Genomic DNA, 17,150 nt, shown 5'->3' on the forward strand with positions numbered 1-17,150 from the left:
TTTTGGTGTACTGTGGTAGGAAGTGGGAATTAAGGTGGAGGAAATCCGGTGGATGGCTTCTTTGGTCAATTCAATGTGGTGATGGACGAGAAGGGGAGAATCTCTCTTCCTTCGCGTTTGCGGCCATCGGTACAGACCGGAGAGACGGAGCCGGATTCATTTATACTGACCAAGGGACTGGATAACTGTCTCGCCTTATATCCCTATAAGCAATGGGAGCTGATTCAGCGACGGCTGGATACAGTTAGTTTTACCCGAAGAGATTTTAGATTTTTTACCCGCCTGCTTCACTCCATGGCCGTCCAGGTTTCTTTGGATCGTCAGGGAAGGCTCTTAATCCCTTCACACCTTCAGAAGGAAGCCTCACTCAAGAGGGACGTTCTTGTCATAGGGGCTTACCGCTGGGTCGAGTTTTGGGACCCTGAAATCCATAGGAATTATGTAGCCGGATATGGCCAGAGTTATGAAGAGGTAGCCGAAAAGCTCTTTGACATTGACGACCGGCAGCAGGAATGAATTTTTTCATCGCCCGGTTTTGGCTGATGAGGCGGTGAACTTACTTCTCACTCGCCCCGATGGCATCTATGTTGATTTGACTTGTGGCGGGGGAGGACACCTGCGATTGCTGGCGGAGCGGCTGCAACCGTCGGCCGTCATTCTCGGCATTGACCGCGACCCCGAGGCGCTTTTAGCCGCCCGGGAAAATCTGAAATCTCTTTCACTGAAAATAGAATTAAAAAATTCAACCTTTGGACGTTTGGACGAACTGCTCGCCATGGTCGGCATCAAAGAAGTTGACGGTATCCTGATCGATTTGGGGCTTTCCTCTCATCAGATTGATACCGCCGGCCGCGGATTTTCTTTTATGAAAGATGGACCGCTGGATATGAGGATGGATTCCCGAGCCAATTTGACCGCGGCGGGAGTGGTCAACGAATATTCTGAAGCGAGATTAGCCAATATTTTCCGGGAATATGGCGAGGAGAGACGGGCGGCGCGGCTTGCCCGCGTCGTTCATGAGGCGCGCGCCAGGCAGAAGATTATGACCACTCTCCAGCTGGTGGCAATCCTCAAGCCGCATCTGCCTCCCCGGGATATGAATGCTTCCCTGGCGCGGCTCTTTCAGGCTTTGCGAATAGAGGTCAATCGGGAACTGGAGGAGCTCGAAACAGTTCTTCCCAAAATGCTTCGGGCACTTCGCTCCGGAGGGCGCGCCGTGGTGATTTCCTATCACTCGCTGGAGGATAGAAGAGTCAAGCGCTTTTTCGCCCAGGAATCCCGCGACTGCCTCTGCCCGCCTCGGATTCCGGTCTGCGTATGCGGTCATAAAGCGACTGTCCGGCTGCTCACCAGGAAAGCGGTAAAACCGTCAAGTGAAGAAATCAGCGTAAACCGTCGCGCCCAGTCGGCCCGTCTCCGCGCCGTGGAGAAACTATAGCGATATGGACTATTCCGTTACCAGATATCAGGCGACCGGCCGTTTCAGCAAGTCTTTCGCGAAACGTCTCATCGCCTCCCGGGCCGTGGTGCCGGCGCTTTCATTGACGCTTCTTATGATTTTCGCCTGCCTGCATATCTGGCAGCGCAACTACGTTCTTTCTCTGGAAAGAGAAAACGGTTTGCTTGAAAATGAAACCGGTCGGCTCAACGACCTCATCAAGAAGACTTCCAGCGAAATAACCGAGCTGTCCCGAGTTTCCCGTATTGAGCCTTTGGCTGCGGAGAAACTGGGACTGCAGAGAACCAACGCCGAGAACATTTTTACAATAGTTATAGAAAAGCCTCAGGAAAAGAGGGAAGGAATCGACAATGTGCTCTTTACTCTTCAAAATCTTGCCGAACATCTTCCCATTGTTACTGAAAGCAAGGCGGAAACATTGAAAATCTTCGACAGCAATGACCACTGAGTTCAGGAAACCCCGGCTTATTCTCTTTTGCCTTTTGGCAACGGTCGTTTTTGGATTGTTAGTTTTTCGGCTGGTCAAAATTCAGTTAGTTTATGGCGATAACTACAGCGAGATTGCCCTTCGCCAGAGCACCGGACGCCGCGAGATACCGGCGCCGCGGGGAGTTATCTACGACCGTTTTGGACGGGAACTGGCAATCAATGTCCAGAAATACTCGCTTTTTGCTCATGCCGAGAATACCACTGAGATAAACCGTATTCATACCTATCTTGAATCCCTTCTGGGAAAACCGCGGAGTCATTCCCGCCGGACTTATTCTCTTGAGCCGAAAAAATTCGCCTGGCTGGAGAGACGGTTTCCTGACTCGCTAGCCAAACAGGTTGAAAAAGATACGGTGCGCGGTCTTTATATAGACCCCTGTATCGGCCGCAGCTATCCTTATCTGGGCGTCGGCAAACAGTTGCTGGGGTGGACCAATATTGACGGCAAGGGGGTTGCCGGTATGGAGTTCAGTTTTGATACCCTGCTTGCCGGTCGCCCCGGCTACTCCGAATACCTTCGGGACGGGCAGCGCAACACCTATCGGCTGCGGCATCTGTCGCAGATTCCGCCGGTGCCGGGGAAATCGATTACTCTGACCGTTGACTGGAATCTGCAGGAAATAGTTGAGGATGAACTGAAAAAAGGGGTTGAGAAGTACCAGGCGCTGGAAGGAAATGCGCTGTTTATCGATTGTCATACCGGTGAGATTCTTGCCGCGGCCGATTTTGTCGCCAGCGGCAAGAATGATGCCGTCAAACTGCGCGCCATCAGCAACAGGTTTGAGCCCGGTTCCGTGTTCAAAGTCTTCACCGCTGCGGCGCTTCTGGATGAGAACCTGGTTGACCTTTCCGAGCGAATCAATTGCGAAAACGGCGTCTGGAAAGTGAATGGGCGGCTTCTGCGCGACGACAAGAAGCATGGGCTTCTCAATCTGCGGGAAATTATCGAACGCTCCAGCAATATCGGTACCGCTAAACTGGCGCTGCGTCTGGGCGCCGACCGGCTATACGAAACCGCCCGCCGATTCGGTTTCGGTCAAAGATATTATGTGGGACTGCCCGGCGAAGAAGCTGGCGTTATCAATCATCCGCAACGGGCGCCGGGGCAGAAAATAGAGACAAGCAAAAAGAAAAAGCCGAAACCGGCGGAATACAATATTGCCGCTCTCTCTATCGGGCATTCAATTTCTGTAACGGCGCTGCAACTTGCCAATGCCGTCGCCGCTATCGCCAACGGCGGAACTCTTTACCGCCCCAAAATCATCAAGGCGATTACTACTCACGACGGCAAGATTCTTGAGCAGGCGGAAATTGAAAAAATCGCTACCGTGATGAAAGCCTCCAGCGCCGAGATACTCCGCTCCTATATGAAGGGCGTGGTCGATACCGGAACCGCCCGACCGGTCAAATCGGAAATCGTTACTATCGCCGGCAAAACCGGAACGGCCGAGGTGGTAGACACTATCTCGGGCGGCTACAAGAAAAACAAGTTTGTCGCCTCCTTTCTCGGCTTCTTCCCGTACGAATCCCCCCGCGTCGCCGGAGTAGTGATTTTACACGAACCGGAACCGATTCATTATGGAGGGTACACTGCCGGACCGATTTTTAAACAGATCGCGGAGCGGTATTCTAATACCCGAATCGAGCAGTTTAAGCCTGACAACAAAATCATTGCGGCGCCATCTGCGCCGGAGTTCCAGTCTATACCGGATTTTGTGGGACACGAGGTCACCCAGGCGTTGAGCTTGGCAAAAAAACGGGGTCTGGAACTGGTTATGAATGCGACCCGCGGGGTAATTGCCTGGCAGTTTCCTCCTGCCGGTCGGAAAATCGCCGGCGGAGGAAAAGTGGCGGTGGGAGTAGAGTGTCATGACGCTGATTCTCTGGTGATGGCTGATTTGACCGGTCTAAACCTGCGAACGGCGGTCTCTTTTCTGGACTTCCTGGGGTATGAATATGATATCGAAGGAGATGGAATGGTGGTGCGGCATGAGCCGCCTCCGGGAGAAATCCTGTCGGACAGCACCCGCTTTCTCCTGATTTGCGGCAAGGGAATAATGGATGCGGATTCTACTGAAAAATCTAATTAAGTCGGTTCGCGAAGTGCAACTGCTCGGTCGGGATGATATCGTTATCAGCGGTATTGAGTACGACTCCCGAAGAGTTCAGCCCGGGATGCTCTTTGCGGCAGTCCCGGGGTTCAAGTCCGATGGCCGCAAATTCATCGAGCAGGCTATCGCCAGCGGCGCCGTTGCCGTCCTCTCCGATTCGCCTGTCAATCTTCAGATACCGGTACTGGTTGCCGCATCTGTTCGCCAAGCCCTGTCGGATATCGCCGCCGCATTCTACGGCTTTCCCGGACATCAGCTGGAGTCTGTCGGGACGACCGGCACCAACGGCAAGAGCACATCGGTGGCGGCTATCCGGCATATCCTGGAAAAAGCCGGTAAGAAGACCGGTATGATAAATTCCCTGACCTACGATACCGGTTTGCGGCAATACAAAGCGGACCGGACCACTCCTGAGTCGCTTGATATGCAGCGGTATCTGTATGAGATGAAGGAAGCCGGATGCACCCATGCCTCACTGGAGGTCTCTTCACACGCACTGGTGCTTCATCGCGTTGAAAATATCGATTTCAAGGTTGGCCTCTACACCAATTTCAGCCGCGACCACCTTGATTTTCATAACACGATGGAAGAATACCTGGCGGCAAAAAAGTTATTCTTGAAGAAACTGAGGGGAGAGAATAAGGTCGTGGTTATCAATCGGGATGTTCCGGAATATGTCGCTTTTATTCCTGATGCCGAATGCCGGGTAATAACCTACTCGGCGGCGGGAGAAAAGGCCGACATTTTGATTCATGATGCGAACCTTACGGCAAATCATTCTACTTTCGAATTGCTGATGCCGTCCGGTACCGCTAAAATTTCGACCCGTCTATTAGGACGGTACAACCTTGCCAATATGGCGGGTGCCGCCGCGGCGGCGTTTGCGCTGGGCATTCCGACGGCAACGATTGCAGCAGCCCTGGAGACTCTGGAGCCGGTACCGGGACGGTTCCGCCCAATTATCGCCGGACAGCCTTTCTCCATTCTGGTCGATTATGCGCATACTCCCGACGCCATCGAGCGCCTCTGTCTTTCCGCCCGGGAAATAACGCGCGGCCGCTTGATAATCCTCTTTGGTTGCGGCGGCGACCGGGACAAAGGGAAACGACCGATAATGGGCAAAGCGGCAACACGGCATTCCGACTTTGCCGTGGTGACTTCCGATAATCCCCGCACCGAAGACCCGATGAAAATCATTGAGGATATTCTTCCCGGCTTGAACGGCGACAATTACGTGGTTGTGCCGGACCGACGGGAAGCAATTCGGAAAGTTGTCAAGATGGCGCAGCCAGGCGATACCATTCTTCTCGCCGGCAAAGGAGCCGAAGACTATCAGGAAATTGGCGCGCAGAAATTTCCTTATGATGATACCACGGAGGCAACCGCCGCTCTGGCGGAAATAGGATTCAAGGGATGATTGACGGGTGATTAGTTTGGACTACAAGACACTGGCACAGGAAGTGCAGGGAGAGCTGATGAATGGCAAATTCGGCGCGGCCCATTTCCGCGGTGTTGCCATTGACAGTCGCGCCGTGGCGGAAAGGCAGTTATTTATTGCCATCCGGGGGACACGGGATGACGGACATAATTATATTCGGAATATTATGAATATTCCGGGAGTAGGGCTGCTCGTCCGCCGCGGATATGAAGCCCTTCCTGAAATTTACAACGATATACCGGTCGTGGCGGTTGAAGATACTCATCGGGCTATGATAGAGCTGGCTCGCGGCTACCGCCGCCGCCTGAAGTGCTTTGTCATTGCCGTGACCGGCTCCAACGGCAAAACGACGACTAAAGAATTTGTCTATGCGATGATTGCCTCCCGCTTCAAGAGCAGTTACCGCTCACAGGGGAATCTGAACAATCTGTACGGTCTGCCGCTGGCGATTTTTGCCATGCCGTCGGACACGAAATATGCGGTTTTCGAATTGGGGATTTCGCTGCCAAAGGAGATGACCGGGCTGGCGGCAATTGCCGAGCCGGACCTGGCGCTTATAACCAACGTGGGACCGACTCATCTGGAAACGCTCGGCACGGTGGAGAATGTCGCCGCCGCCAAATTTGAGCTGGTTGATTTTATGAGCGATGACAAACCGGTTGTATTGAACGCCGATTCTGAGCCGGTAATGCAGGCGGCATCAAAGAGAAAACGGAAATTTATCACCTACGGCATAAAGAATCAGGCCGATTTCATGGCGCGACCGGCCGGAATTTCGGAGGATGGTTTTCCTCTGGTCGAGATTGAGCGGCATCTCATTAAAGTCCCTCTCTTCGGAGAGCACCAGGCATATAATCTTCTCGCCGGATACGCTGTCTCCAGAGTCCTCGGCATCGAAATTTCACCTGCCGACCTCGACCGGATAGATTACCGTTTTGCTCCCTATCGTGGTGAAATCGAGAGTATCAACGGCGTGACTATTATATCCGACTGTTACAATGCCAATCCGGTTTCGATGAAATCAGGTCTCCGCTCCTTTCACCATTATATGAGCCATCCGACTCTGGCAAAGCGCCGTTCTGTTGTTATCGTCGGCGACATGCTGGAATTGGGGGAGAAATCAGCGCAATATCATACCGAAATCGGCCGGCTGCTCGGGACATTGAAATTTGACCTGGCGCTTGCCGTGGGACCGCAGTCTCGGGAAATCGTCTCCGGGGCGATAGAGGCCGGTTTTAACAAAGAAAATATCATTCATTTTGAAAAAACCGAACAGGCGGGAGATTTTCTGATAGACAATGTCAGGAGGGGAGACATTGTCTATTTGAAAGCCTCCCGCGGTATCGGACTGGAAAAGTTGATAACCCTTCTTAAGGGAAGCGCCTTTCGGCAGAACTGATATGCTCTACTTCTTATTCACTAGCCTGGTCGGGTATGTTTCGGGATTCAATCTCTTCCGATATATCACCTTCCGCACCGCCGCCGCTACCATCACCGCCATTCTGATTACGCTCTTTCTCGGTCCCTACTTCATCCGTCTTTTGCGGAAATTCCAGATTAAAGAGAAAATCCGCACCGACGGACCGCAGACACATCTGGCGAAGGAAGGAACGCCGACCATGGGGGGAATAATCATTCTGACCGCCATCATCATTCCGACCGTCCTCTGGGCCGACATGACCAATTACTTCATCCTTATGATTCTCCTTACGACTTTCTGGCTGGGCTTAATCGGCTTCATGGATGATTATCTCAAGGCGGTAAAACATCAGCCGAAAGGGATGGTGGCGCGCAAGAAACTGATTGGACAGTTATCGCTAGGGCTTGTCTTTGGACTGGTGCTGACCTTTCTTCCCCCCAATCCCAGTTTTGACGGCACCACCGGCATACCGTTTCTGAAAAATTATATTCTGAATCTGGGGATACTTTATATCCCTTTTGTGGCGCTGGTCATTACCGGGTTTTCCAATGGCGTGAATCTGTCGGACGGACTTGATGGCCTGGCGATCGGCCTTTCCGGTATCTGCTTTGTGGCGTTTACCGGACTGACTTATGTAACCGGGCGCGCCGACTTCTCCAATTATCTTCAGATTGAATATATACCGGGCGCGGGGGAGATGGCGGTTTATTGCGGCGCGGCATTGGGCGCGGCGATAGGCTTTCTCTGGTTTAATTCTCATCCGGCCGAGGTTTTTATGGGGGACACCGGCGCCCTGGCGCTGGGAGGAGCGCTGGGAGCGATCGCGGTTCTGATTAAGAAAGAGCTGATACTGGTGATTGTCGGCGGGGTCTTTGTAATAGAGGCACTGTCGGTTGTAATACAGGTTTTATCATATCGATATAGAGGCGGTAAGAGAGTTTTCAAGATGGCGCCGTTGCATCATCATTTCGAATTGCTCGGATGGCCCGAATCGAAAGTGGTCATTCGTTTCTGGATTATAGGCGCCCTCTTTGCCCTTTTAACACTTTCGACGTTGAAAATCAGATGACCACAAAAGACCGCGTAAAAGGCAGGAAAATCGGCATTATCGGGATGGCCCGCTCTGGACTGGCGGCGGCAAAGTTAATCAAGAAGTTGGGAGGGTTACCCTTTGTCTCCGATGTCAAAACCGAGGAGCAACTGTCAAAGGAAATCGCTCTTCTCAAGGAACAGGAGATTTCGTACGAGACCGGCGGGCATACCGAACGGCTTCTCAAATCAGACTTCGTGATTCTCTCCCCGGGTATCCCGCGACAGATACCGATTATCGGCCAGCTCGATGCCGCCGGTATACCGATTTTTTCCGAGATAGAACTGGCATCCTGGTTCTGCCGCGGGAAAATTATCGCTATCACCGGCTCCAATGGCAAAACCACCACCACCAGTCTGACCGGCGAGGTGCTGACCAGCGGCGGACTCAACAATATTGTCTGCGGGAATATCGGAAAGCCGTTTGCCGAGGTGGTCCTGGATATTCCTGCCGATGGCTTTGCCGTGGTCGAAGTCTCCAATTTCCAACTGGAAACGATTGAGGAGTTTGCGCCGCATATCGCCATGATTCTCAATCTCACTCCCGACCATCTGGACCGGTATGACGGCTTTGACGACTACAAGAAAGCCAAATATCGAATCGCTGAGAACCAGGCGCCAACCGACTATCTGATTCTCAATGCCGATGACGCCGTCATAGACCGCAATCATATCGGCACCAGAGCGCAGAAGATATATTTTTCGACCGCCCGCACTTTGCCGACCGGGGTCTTCCAGAGGGGAGAGTCGCTGGTCGGCATGGTGGGCGGCAAGGAAACAGAAATCATCGACATCAAACAGATTCGGATTCCGGGACCGCACAACCTTCAGAATGCCGCGGCCGCTTCGCTGGCGGGATTACTTCTCGGTCTCGCACCCGAAAAAATCGCCGCCGCCCTCCGCTCTTTCCCCGGCGTGCCGCATCGTTTGGAAGATGTCGGCGCGGTTGCCGGCATAAAATTTATCAATGACTCCAAGGCGACCAATGTCGATTCGGTCTGTTTTGCCCTGCGCTCTATTAAAACTCCTATCTGCCTCATCGCCGGAGGGCGGGATAAGGGAGGAAGTTATCAACCGATAGTCGATGCCGGACGGGGAAAAATCAAAGAGATAATTCTAATCGGGGAAGCGCGCGAGAAAATGTTCGATGCTCTGGGACGTCACTTCCCGGTGCAGTTCGCCGCCAGCATGGAAGAGGCGGTGAAGAAGGCTTTTGAAGCGGCCTCTCCCGGCGAAACGGTGCTGCTCTCTCCCGCCTGCTCCAGTTTTGATATGTTCGAGAATTTCGAGCACCGGGGGGAGACTTTCAAGCAGATTGTCCATTCGCTTAAGAATAATCATTCCGCCTCGCACCGAATTGGAGCCAAATAACCATGGATAAGATTCTTCTCTACGCGGCGGTTTTTCTGGTGATAATCGGACTGGTAACAGTTTTCTCGGCGTCGTCTCTTATCGCCAAGGAATCTTTCGGCTCCCAGTTTCATTTTCTTTATAAGCAGGCGATATTCTTGCTGCTGGGGATTCTTATTGCCCTGGTGGTTATCCGCCTCGATTTGAAACGTCTTTCCCCTTATTCGGTGCCGATAGTCTTTGTCTGTATTGCCCTGCTGGCGGCGGTATTTGCTTTCCCCAGTCGAAATGACGCCCATCGCTGGATAATTATTGGCCCCTTCACTCTGCAGCCATCGGAGCTGTTCAAGCTGGCTATCATCTATTATCTGGCATTCTCGCTGTCACAGAAGAAGCGCAATATTGAAGACTGGCGGCAGCTGGTTTTCCCCTACGCCCCGCTTATCGGTACCGGAATTCTTCTCATTATCTTTGAACCTGGTTTAGGCTCGGCGCTGACAATCACCGCGACGGTAATAGTAATACTCTTTCTTGCCGGCATGCGGCTGTATCATCTGGCGTTGTTTACGGTGCCGCTGGGGGCGGTCGCCACTTTTCTGATTTTTGTCTACGGCTACAAAAAGGCGCGCGTGCTGGATTATCTCTCGGCGATACAGGACCCGCTGGCGGGCAGTTTCCAGGTGAAGCAGGCGATTCTCGCCATGGGAGCGGGCGGTCTGTACGGCGCAGGACTCGGCAACGGCAGACAGAAAATGTTCTTCCTGCCGTACCCTTATACTGATTTTATCTATGCCAGTATTGGTGAAGAATTCGGCTTTATCGGCCTTTGTATCATATTGCTGTTGTTTGCAGTAATAGTCTGGAGGGGAATTCATATCGCCCTCTATCAACCGGACCGCTTTGGATTCCTCCTGGCGATGGGGGTGACCGCTTCCATCATGATTGCCGTAATGATCAATATCGGGGTGGTGACCACCCTGCTGCCGACCACCGGAATTCCGCTTCCACTGATTTCTTATGGCGGTACCGCTTTGCTTGTCTCGATAGCTTCTATCGCCATCCTTCTGAACCTCTCCCGCCGGAAAGGAGTGATTGCCCGATGAAGCCGCTTAGAGTGATATTTGCCGGCGGCGGTACCGGAGGACATCTCTTCCCGGCGCTGGCGCTCGCCGACAAATTGAAACAACGCTCCTCAAGTAATCTGCCGCCGGAGATTCTTTTCTGCGGAACCAAACGGGGTCTGGAGTTCCGAATGAAGGAGAAACTGGGTTATCCTCTGGAATTGATAAATGTACGAGGGATGGCGCGGCGGTTGACCCTGGTCAATCTTCTGGTGCCATTTCTACTGGTCGGGGCGATTGCCAAATCAATGCTTATCATCGCCCGCTTTCATCCCGACATTGTTATCGGTAGCGGCGGATATGTTATGGGACCGGTGCTTATTGCCGCCATCATTATGGGGAAAAGACGGGTGATTCAGGAGCAGAATTCTTTCCCCGGCGTAACCACCCGAAAACTGGCAGGAATGGTGGACCGGGTTTTCCTCGGATTCGGCGAGGCATCAAAATATCTTCCCGCTAAAGCCAAAATGGTGGAAACCGGCAATCCAATAAAAGAGGTAATAGGAACTATCCCGCCCGAAGAGGGGCGGAAGTATTTTGGGATTCAACCCGGCAAGAGAGTCATCCTGATTCTTGGCGGGAGTCAGGGGGCGACAGCGATAAATCGGAATATCATGCGGCATATTGATAAGCTGCCGGAGGATATTCATCTCATCTGGCAAACAGGCGAAAGGGACTACAAGGATGTGGCCGCATCCGCGGGCGGCAAGGTTCCGGGCCGCTCCCTTTTTGCTTTTACTGACCGCATCGAATACGGGTATGCCGCCGCCGATTTAGTTATCGCCCGGGCCGGCGCCCTTACTCTGGCGGAAATTATTGCCGCCGGTTTGCCGTCGCTTCTGGTGCCGTACCCTCACGCCGCCGGAGACCATCAGCGGAAAAATGCGCTGCCGATGGAAAGAGAGGGCGCCTCCATTATTATTGAAGACTGTCAACTCCAAGAGAAGAATCTTCTGGAAGAAGCGGTCAATATATTCAAATCGGGGCGAAACGACGGTATGAAAACGGCGGTGGTGTCGCTGCGGGCAAGAAGGACCAAGCCCGCCGCCGACCTTATTGTTGATGAAATAATGACACTCTTGAATATCTCCTGAGGTGAGACGTGAAGTCAATTGTTACGGCAAAACCAAAATTTGAAGGCAAGAAAATGATTTTTGGAAAATTCAGAGAGTTATTCTTTGTCGGGATTTGCGGCGCCGGCATGTCCGGCATCGCCGAAATCCTGCATAATCTCGGTTACAAGGTGAGCGGCTCCGACCTGGCGCCCGGCGAAGTAGGCCTGCATCTTCAGAAAGTCGGCATCGATATTTACACCGGTCATGAGGGACATAATATCGGCACCGCCAATGTAGTGGTAATCTCCTCCGCCGTCAGCAACGACAACCCGGAAGTAATTGAAGCGCGGCGGCGCGGCATTCCAGTTATCAAGCGGGCCGAGATGCTGGGCGAACTGATGCGCCTTAAATACTCCGTCGGCATCGCAGGCACTCATGGCAAAACTACTACAACGTCAATGGTAGGGAAAATTCTTTATGAGGCTCACTTTGACCCGACCGTGATTGTGGGGGGGATTGTCGCCGGCACCGGTTCCGGCGCATCGCTGGGTGCGGGTGACTATCTGGTCGCGGAAGCGGATGAATATGACCGCTCCTTCCTGTCGATGTTTCCCTCGATGGCGCTGGTGACCAATATCGAACCTGACCATCTCAGCAGTTACGACGGAATGGATGACCTGGAGAACTCCTTTTTGACCTATATGAATCGGGTTCCCTTTTACGGTCTGGTGATTTACTGCATAGATGACCCGACTCTGACGCGTCTGCGTCACAAAATTACCCGGGCTTCAGTGAGTTATGGATTTTCGCCCGACGCCGACTATCAGGCGACCGACATCGTGCTCAAAGAGGGGAAATCCCGCTTCACGGTATTCAAGCGGGGAGAGCGTTTGGGGCTCTTCACGCTCAACATTCCCGGAAGACATAATGTGCAAAATGCGGTCGGCGCCATCGCCGCGGCATCGGAGCTGGAAATTCCGACCGAGATTATTGTGGAAGCCCTGTCGCTCTTCCGCACGGTGGAACGGCGTTTCGAAATAAAAGCGGAAGTCAACAATGTCATGGTGGTGGATGATTATGCCCACCATCCGACCGAAATTTCAGCCACCCTGGAAACCGCCCGCAGTTTTAACCGGCGGGTAATCGCCATTTTCCAGCCGCATCTTTTCAGCCGCACCAAGCAATTCTATCGGGAGTTTGCGGAAGCGCTTCAGAAAGCCGATTTTGCCTTTCTTGTCGATATCTATCCGGCCCGCGAAAAGCCGATGGAGGGGGTCACGGCGGAAATGATTTCCGATTACGCCCGGCAGCGTGGGTATGAAAATATTCGCTATATCGGTCCCAAAGAAAACGGTGTGCCGGAATTGTTGAAAATAGTGCGCCCCGGGGATATGGTACTGACTATCGGCGCCGGAAGCATCACCCGGATTAATCCGGAAATAATCAATGCCCTGGAGAAACGATGACCTTCCGAGTCCGCAAGCCGTTCTTCATTCTCCTGCTACTGACGATTACTATGGTCGGGACGGTGGCGTATGCCTATTATACCGGATTTTTTATTCTGAAGACGGTTACTATTGAACCTCCCGAATATCAGGCTTCGCTGGAGAAGATTCCCCTTCGCGCGGGACAGAACCTTCTCTCTCTGCCCGTTGATGAATCCCTTACTTTTCTATGCGACGGGCGCAAAGTCAGCCGGGTAGAAATGAAATACCAATTGCCCGGGGCGGTGAAAATTGAAATTAAAAATGCTGTCCCCACGGTGCTGGCTTTCGGCGACGACCGGAAGGCGCTTCTGGGAATCGACCATAGAGGCCGGGTCATCCCCTATGCAAGGGAGGAAAGCCTGATGTCATTCCCGCTGGTAACGGGATTGAAGAATCTCAGACTTTACGAAACGGTCAGCGACAGCAATTTCACAATTCTTCTGGAGCAGCTTATTGAATTGCGGGCGCAGGGGAATGAGTTGTATGAAAATATTTCGACCATCCATCTGTCGCCGGCGGATTCTGTAGTGGTTTATATCGACGGGTTGCCGTTTCCGGTGATTACCTATCCGGGACGATTGGCAAAAGCGCTGGCGAGGCTGCCGCATTTCCTCTCCCTGGCGCAAAAGGAATTAAAGGAGATAATATATATCGACCTGCGTTCGCAGGAACAAATCATAGCCAAGAGAAAAGAATGTCCGAAACAAAAATCATAACCGGTCTTGATATCGGTACGACCAGAATCCGCGCTTTGATAGCGGAGAGCGACGAACGCGGCATGCCGGTGTTTCTTGGGTATGGCGCGACGGCGGCGGAGGGATTGCGGCGGGGTGTGGTGGTCAATATGGAAAAGACGGTGCAATCGGTATCGAAGGCGGTAGAAGATGCCGAGCTGATGGCCGGCGCCCGGGTGGAATCGGCAGTCGCCGGAATAGCCGGCGACCATATTAAATCTATCAACAGCCAGGGAGTTATTGCCGTCTCCCGCTCCGATAATGAAATCAAGGAGAGCGATGTCAAGAAAGCGATCGAGGCGGCAAGCGCGGTTGCCATTCCGGCCGACCGGGAAATAATTCATGTTCTTCCCCAGCAGTACACAATCGATGAGCAGAGCGGCATAAAAAATCCGATAGGGATGAACGGTGTTCGCCTGGAAGTTGATGTGCATATCGTCACGGCCGCCGTCACATCGGCAAAAAATATTTTCCGTTCCCTGGAGCGATGCGAAATAAAGGTTGACCATCTGGTGCTGCAATCGCTGGCGTCGTCGCATGCCGTAATCGGAAGCGCCGAGCAGGAGATGGGGGTGATTCTGATTGATATCGGCGGCGACATAACCGATATCGCGGTTTTCTATGACGGCTCCATTCGTCATTCGGGTGTGGTTCCTCTGGGTGGGAAGATTGTCACCAACGATATAACTATTGGACTGCGCACCGCGGTGGAGCAGGCGGAAAGACTGAAACTGGTGTACGGAGCGGCATTGACCTCGCTGGTTGACCCGGAAGAGATGATGGAAGTCTCCGGAATTACCGGGCGGGCGCCGCGTAGTATCTCGCGCAATGTTCTGGCGTCTATAATCGAGCCGCGGATGGAGGAGATTCTCTCCCTGGCGGCGCGGGAAATCAAGAAATCAAATCCGCCGGAATCGTTAGCGGCCGGGATTGTACTGACCGGCGGCGGCGCGCTGCTTCCCGGCACGGTGGAACTGGCCGAGCAGATTTTTGATATGCCGGCAAAACTGGGGGTTCCCAGCGGAATTGAAGGTTTGCCGGAAAATATCGCCACTCCGGAATTCTCGACAGCGGTCGGGCTGGTGATGTATGGCTTCAAGCATGGCGACGGGCATGACGCCGGAGGGGGCAAGTTGCGCGGTTTCTTCAAAAAGATAGAAAATTGGTTTACTGGAAATTTTTGATAAATCATGGAGGATGAACCGATGAGTAACGAGAGATTGAAATTTGATTTTGACGAGAGTTTTGATGTCTGCGCCAAAATCAAGGTAGTGGGAGTTGGAGGAGCCGGCGGCAACGCCATCAATCGGATGATTGAGTCGGGGCTGTCGGGAGTTGACTTCATCGCTCTCAATACCGACGCCCAGGTGCTGGAGACCAACCGCGCCGAAAAGAAGATTCAGATTGGGAAACGTCTGACCAAAGGTCTTGGCGCCGGCGCCAATCCGGATATCGGCAAACGGGCGGCGGAAGAAGACCAGGAAGAGATAAAAGAGGCTCTTGCCGGGGCTGATATGGTTTTTGTCGCGGCCGGAATGGGCGGCGGCACCGGCACCGGAGCCAGCCCGATTGTCGCCGAACTGGCTCGTCAGCATGGCGCTCTCACGGTGGCCATTGTCACCAGGCCCTTTATGTGCGAAGGTCTGCGCCGCAAAGGAAACGCCGACCGCGGCATCCGTGAATTAAAAGAAGCGGCGGATAATATTATCGTTATCGAAAATGAAAAACTTCTGGCTGTGGTTGATAAAGCAACTCCGGTCAATAAAGCCTTTGCGGTCGCCGATGAGGTGCTCCAGCAGGCAACCCGCGGCATTGCCGAACTGATTACTGTCCCGGGATTGATAAATTGCGATTTTGCCGATGTCCGCACCGTGATGCTGGAGAAAGGAGGGACGCTGATGTGCACCGGCGTTGCCTCGGGCGAAAACCGCGCCGAACTGGCGGCGCAGCAGGCGCTCTCCTCGCCGCTGCTGGATAAAGTCTCTATCACCGGCGCCAAAGCGGCGCTGGTCAATATTGCCGGCGGAGAAGATTTGACCCTCTTTGAGGTCAACTCCGTCATGTCGGTCATCTACCAGGCGACCGGCTCCGAGGCGAACCTGATTGTCGGGACGGTCGTCGACCAGACTCTCAAAGACCAGGTACGAGTTACGGTCATCGCCACCGGCTTCGGTGGAGAAGTTCAGGAAGCGCTTCCGGCGGAAGAGAAAGAGACTGTCGTCTCTTCACAGCCGGCGAAAGTGATGTCGCTGTTTCCCGAGGCGTCCACTTTCCCGATGAGGAAGGCGGCGGGAGGAAATGGCGGAAACGGACGAGGAAAGATGCCCTCTTTCCAGGAGATTGACCGTCAGATACCGGCATATATTCGCAAGATTGACGAATAGAAAAAAATAAGCCCACTCGGTTCCTCCACACCAGGACCGCCGGTCACGTTACCCGGCCGGCGGTCCAAATTTTTCCATAAAATGTGGGAATTTCCCCATAAATTTATTGGTGCAGTCAGATGGCGCTGCCGATAAGTCGCTGGTGCGCAAGCAGATATCTATCTGCCTGGCAGGCACAGGGCTTGCGCTGAAATGCCCTGGCAGATTACACTTTTGCTTCAGGGAGGCAAAATGGGCTTTCGTATCTCCAATAATATCGGGGCTAACTTCATAACGTTAAACCTCAACCGGGCGTATGGCGCAATGCTCAAATCGATGGAAAAACTCTCTTCGGGTTACCGAATCAACCGCGCCTCGGATGACCCGGCCGGATTAGTCATCTCGGAGCAGATGCGCGCCCGCATTGCTTCGCTGAATCAGGAAATCGAGAATACCACCATCACGATTAACAAATATCAGACGGCCGATTCCGCCGCGCTGGAGTTGCGCCAGCAGCTGACCGAACTTCGCTCACTGGCGGTTGCCGCCGCCAACGGCGGATACAACGATGAGAACATCATTCGAGCATATCAGGCCGAGGCGGACAATATCGTGCAAAACTATAACCGCATAATTCAGAATACATCCTTCGGAACGCAAAATCTTCTCGATGGCTCCCTCGGTTCGGTGGCGCTGGTGGCGCCAATGGCGCCGGTGGACCTTTCCAGCCCGGAAGATGCCCAGGCGGCGCTCAATGCTATCGATATCGAAATATCCCGCGTGGATGCGTCACTTATTGAAATCGGGGCGACTCAAAAAAACGACCTGGAAAGCCGTCTGGCAAACCTTCGGATCGAAGTCCAGAATCTGACAGCGTCGGAATCGCAGATACGGGACCTCGATTTTATAACGGAGTATTCCACCTTTCTGAGGAATAGATTAGTGGTGCAGTCGGCGATGTCGCTTTTGTCGCATCAGAATCTCTCTTCGCAGACAGTGCTGAAATTGCTGTCGTGAAATTTCCCGAAGAAGTC

15 protein-coding genes are annotated in these 17,150 nt (G+C 53.1%); all 15 read left to right on the forward strand.

From position 1 onward, the window contains the following. Positions 1-48: 48 nt before the first annotated feature. The 15 genes from mraZ to AB1690_11000 all read left to right on the forward strand — a co-directional run bounded on the left by mraZ (position 49) and on the right by AB1690_11000 (position 17,133). Positions 49-516, forward strand: a complete 468-nt coding sequence (gene mraZ / locus AB1690_10930; protein MEW6015826.1) for a division/cell wall cluster transcriptional repressor MraZ — start codon at positions 49-51, stop codon at positions 514-516. Next, positions 494-1,438, forward strand: a complete 945-nt coding sequence (gene rsmH / locus AB1690_10935; protein ID MEW6015827.1) for a 16S rRNA (cytosine(1402)-N(4))-methyltransferase RsmH — start codon at positions 494-496, stop codon at positions 1,436-1,438. The genes mraZ and rsmH overlap by 23 nt, the downstream gene beginning before the upstream one ends. A gap of 4 nt (positions 1,439-1,442) precedes the next feature. Continuing rightward, positions 1,443-1,907 (forward strand): hypothetical protein, encoded by a 465-nt coding sequence (locus AB1690_10940; GenBank protein ID MEW6015828.1) that lies wholly within the window; start codon positions 1,443-1,445, stop codon positions 1,905-1,907. A 55-nt stretch (positions 1,908-1,962) separates the two neighbouring features. Beyond that, the gene (locus AB1690_10945) at positions 1,963-4,038 is read left to right on the forward strand and encodes a penicillin-binding transpeptidase domain-containing protein (protein MEW6015829.1); all 2,076 of its coding nucleotides are present in this window, start codon (positions 1,963-1,965) and stop codon (positions 4,036-4,038) included. Next, positions 4,010-5,476 carry a UDP-N-acetylmuramoyl-L-alanyl-D-glutamate--2,6-diaminopimelate ligase gene (locus tag AB1690_10950; GenBank protein ID MEW6015830.1) on the forward strand — a complete coding sequence of 489 codons (1,467 nt, stop codon included), beginning with the start codon at positions 4,010-4,012 and terminating at the stop codon, positions 5,474-5,476. The genes AB1690_10945 and AB1690_10950 overlap by 29 nt, the downstream gene beginning before the upstream one ends. 7 nt (positions 5,477-5,483) lie before the next feature. Then, positions 5,484-6,896, forward strand: a complete 1,413-nt coding sequence (murF, locus tag AB1690_10955; GenBank protein MEW6015831.1) for a UDP-N-acetylmuramoyl-tripeptide--D-alanyl-D-alanine ligase — start codon at positions 5,484-5,486, stop codon at positions 6,894-6,896. A 1-nt stretch (position 6,897) separates the two neighbouring features. After that, on the forward strand, positions 6,898-7,986 hold the full coding sequence (gene mraY, locus AB1690_10960; protein ID MEW6015832.1) for a phospho-N-acetylmuramoyl-pentapeptide-transferase: 1,089 nt from the start codon (positions 6,898-6,900) through the stop codon (positions 7,984-7,986). Continuing rightward, complete coding sequence (murD, locus tag AB1690_10965) at positions 7,983-9,377, forward strand: UDP-N-acetylmuramoyl-L-alanine--D-glutamate ligase (GenBank protein ID MEW6015833.1); 1,395 nt, start codon at positions 7,983-7,985, stop codon at positions 9,375-9,377. Before mraY ends, murD begins: the two co-directional genes overlap by 4 nt. A 2-nt stretch (positions 9,378-9,379) precedes the next feature. Next, positions 9,380-10,459, forward strand: a complete 1,080-nt coding sequence (gene ftsW / locus AB1690_10970) for a putative lipid II flippase FtsW (protein ID MEW6015834.1) — start codon at positions 9,380-9,382, stop codon at positions 10,457-10,459. Continuing rightward, positions 10,456-11,571: an undecaprenyldiphospho-muramoylpentapeptide beta-N-acetylglucosaminyltransferase gene (gene murG, locus AB1690_10975; protein MEW6015835.1), complete on the forward strand. Its 1,116-nt coding sequence runs from the start codon at positions 10,456-10,458 to the stop codon at positions 11,569-11,571. The genes ftsW and murG overlap by 4 nt, the downstream gene beginning before the upstream one ends. Positions 11,572-11,624: 53 nt before the next feature. Beyond that, on the forward strand, positions 11,625-12,998 hold the full coding sequence (gene murC, locus AB1690_10980) for a UDP-N-acetylmuramate--L-alanine ligase (protein ID MEW6015836.1): 1,374 nt from the start codon (positions 11,625-11,627) through the stop codon (positions 12,996-12,998). Continuing rightward, positions 12,995-13,735, forward strand: a complete 741-nt coding sequence (locus AB1690_10985; protein ID MEW6015837.1) for a cell division protein FtsQ/DivIB — start codon at positions 12,995-12,997, stop codon at positions 13,733-13,735. Before murC ends, AB1690_10985 begins: the two co-directional genes overlap by 4 nt. After that, positions 13,714-14,937 (forward strand): cell division protein FtsA, encoded by a 1,224-nt coding sequence (ftsA, locus tag AB1690_10990; GenBank protein ID MEW6015838.1) that lies wholly within the window; start codon positions 13,714-13,716, stop codon positions 14,935-14,937. Before AB1690_10985 ends, ftsA begins: the two co-directional genes overlap by 22 nt. 21 nt (positions 14,938-14,958) lie before the next feature. Beyond that, the gene (gene ftsZ / locus AB1690_10995) at positions 14,959-16,137 is read left to right on the forward strand and encodes a cell division protein FtsZ (protein ID MEW6015839.1); all 1,179 of its coding nucleotides are present in this window, start codon (positions 14,959-14,961) and stop codon (positions 16,135-16,137) included. A gap of 192 nt (positions 16,138-16,329) precedes the next feature. Then, complete coding sequence (locus tag AB1690_11000) at positions 16,330-17,133, forward strand: flagellin (protein MEW6015840.1); 804 nt, start codon at positions 16,330-16,332, stop codon at positions 17,131-17,133. The last annotated feature ends 17 nt before the right edge of the window (positions 17,134-17,150 follow it).

The sequence above is a fragment of the Candidatus Zixiibacteriota bacterium genome, assembly GCA_040753495.1.
Taxonomy (GTDB): domain Bacteria; phylum Zixibacteria; class MSB-5A5; order GN15; family PGXB01; genus DYGG01.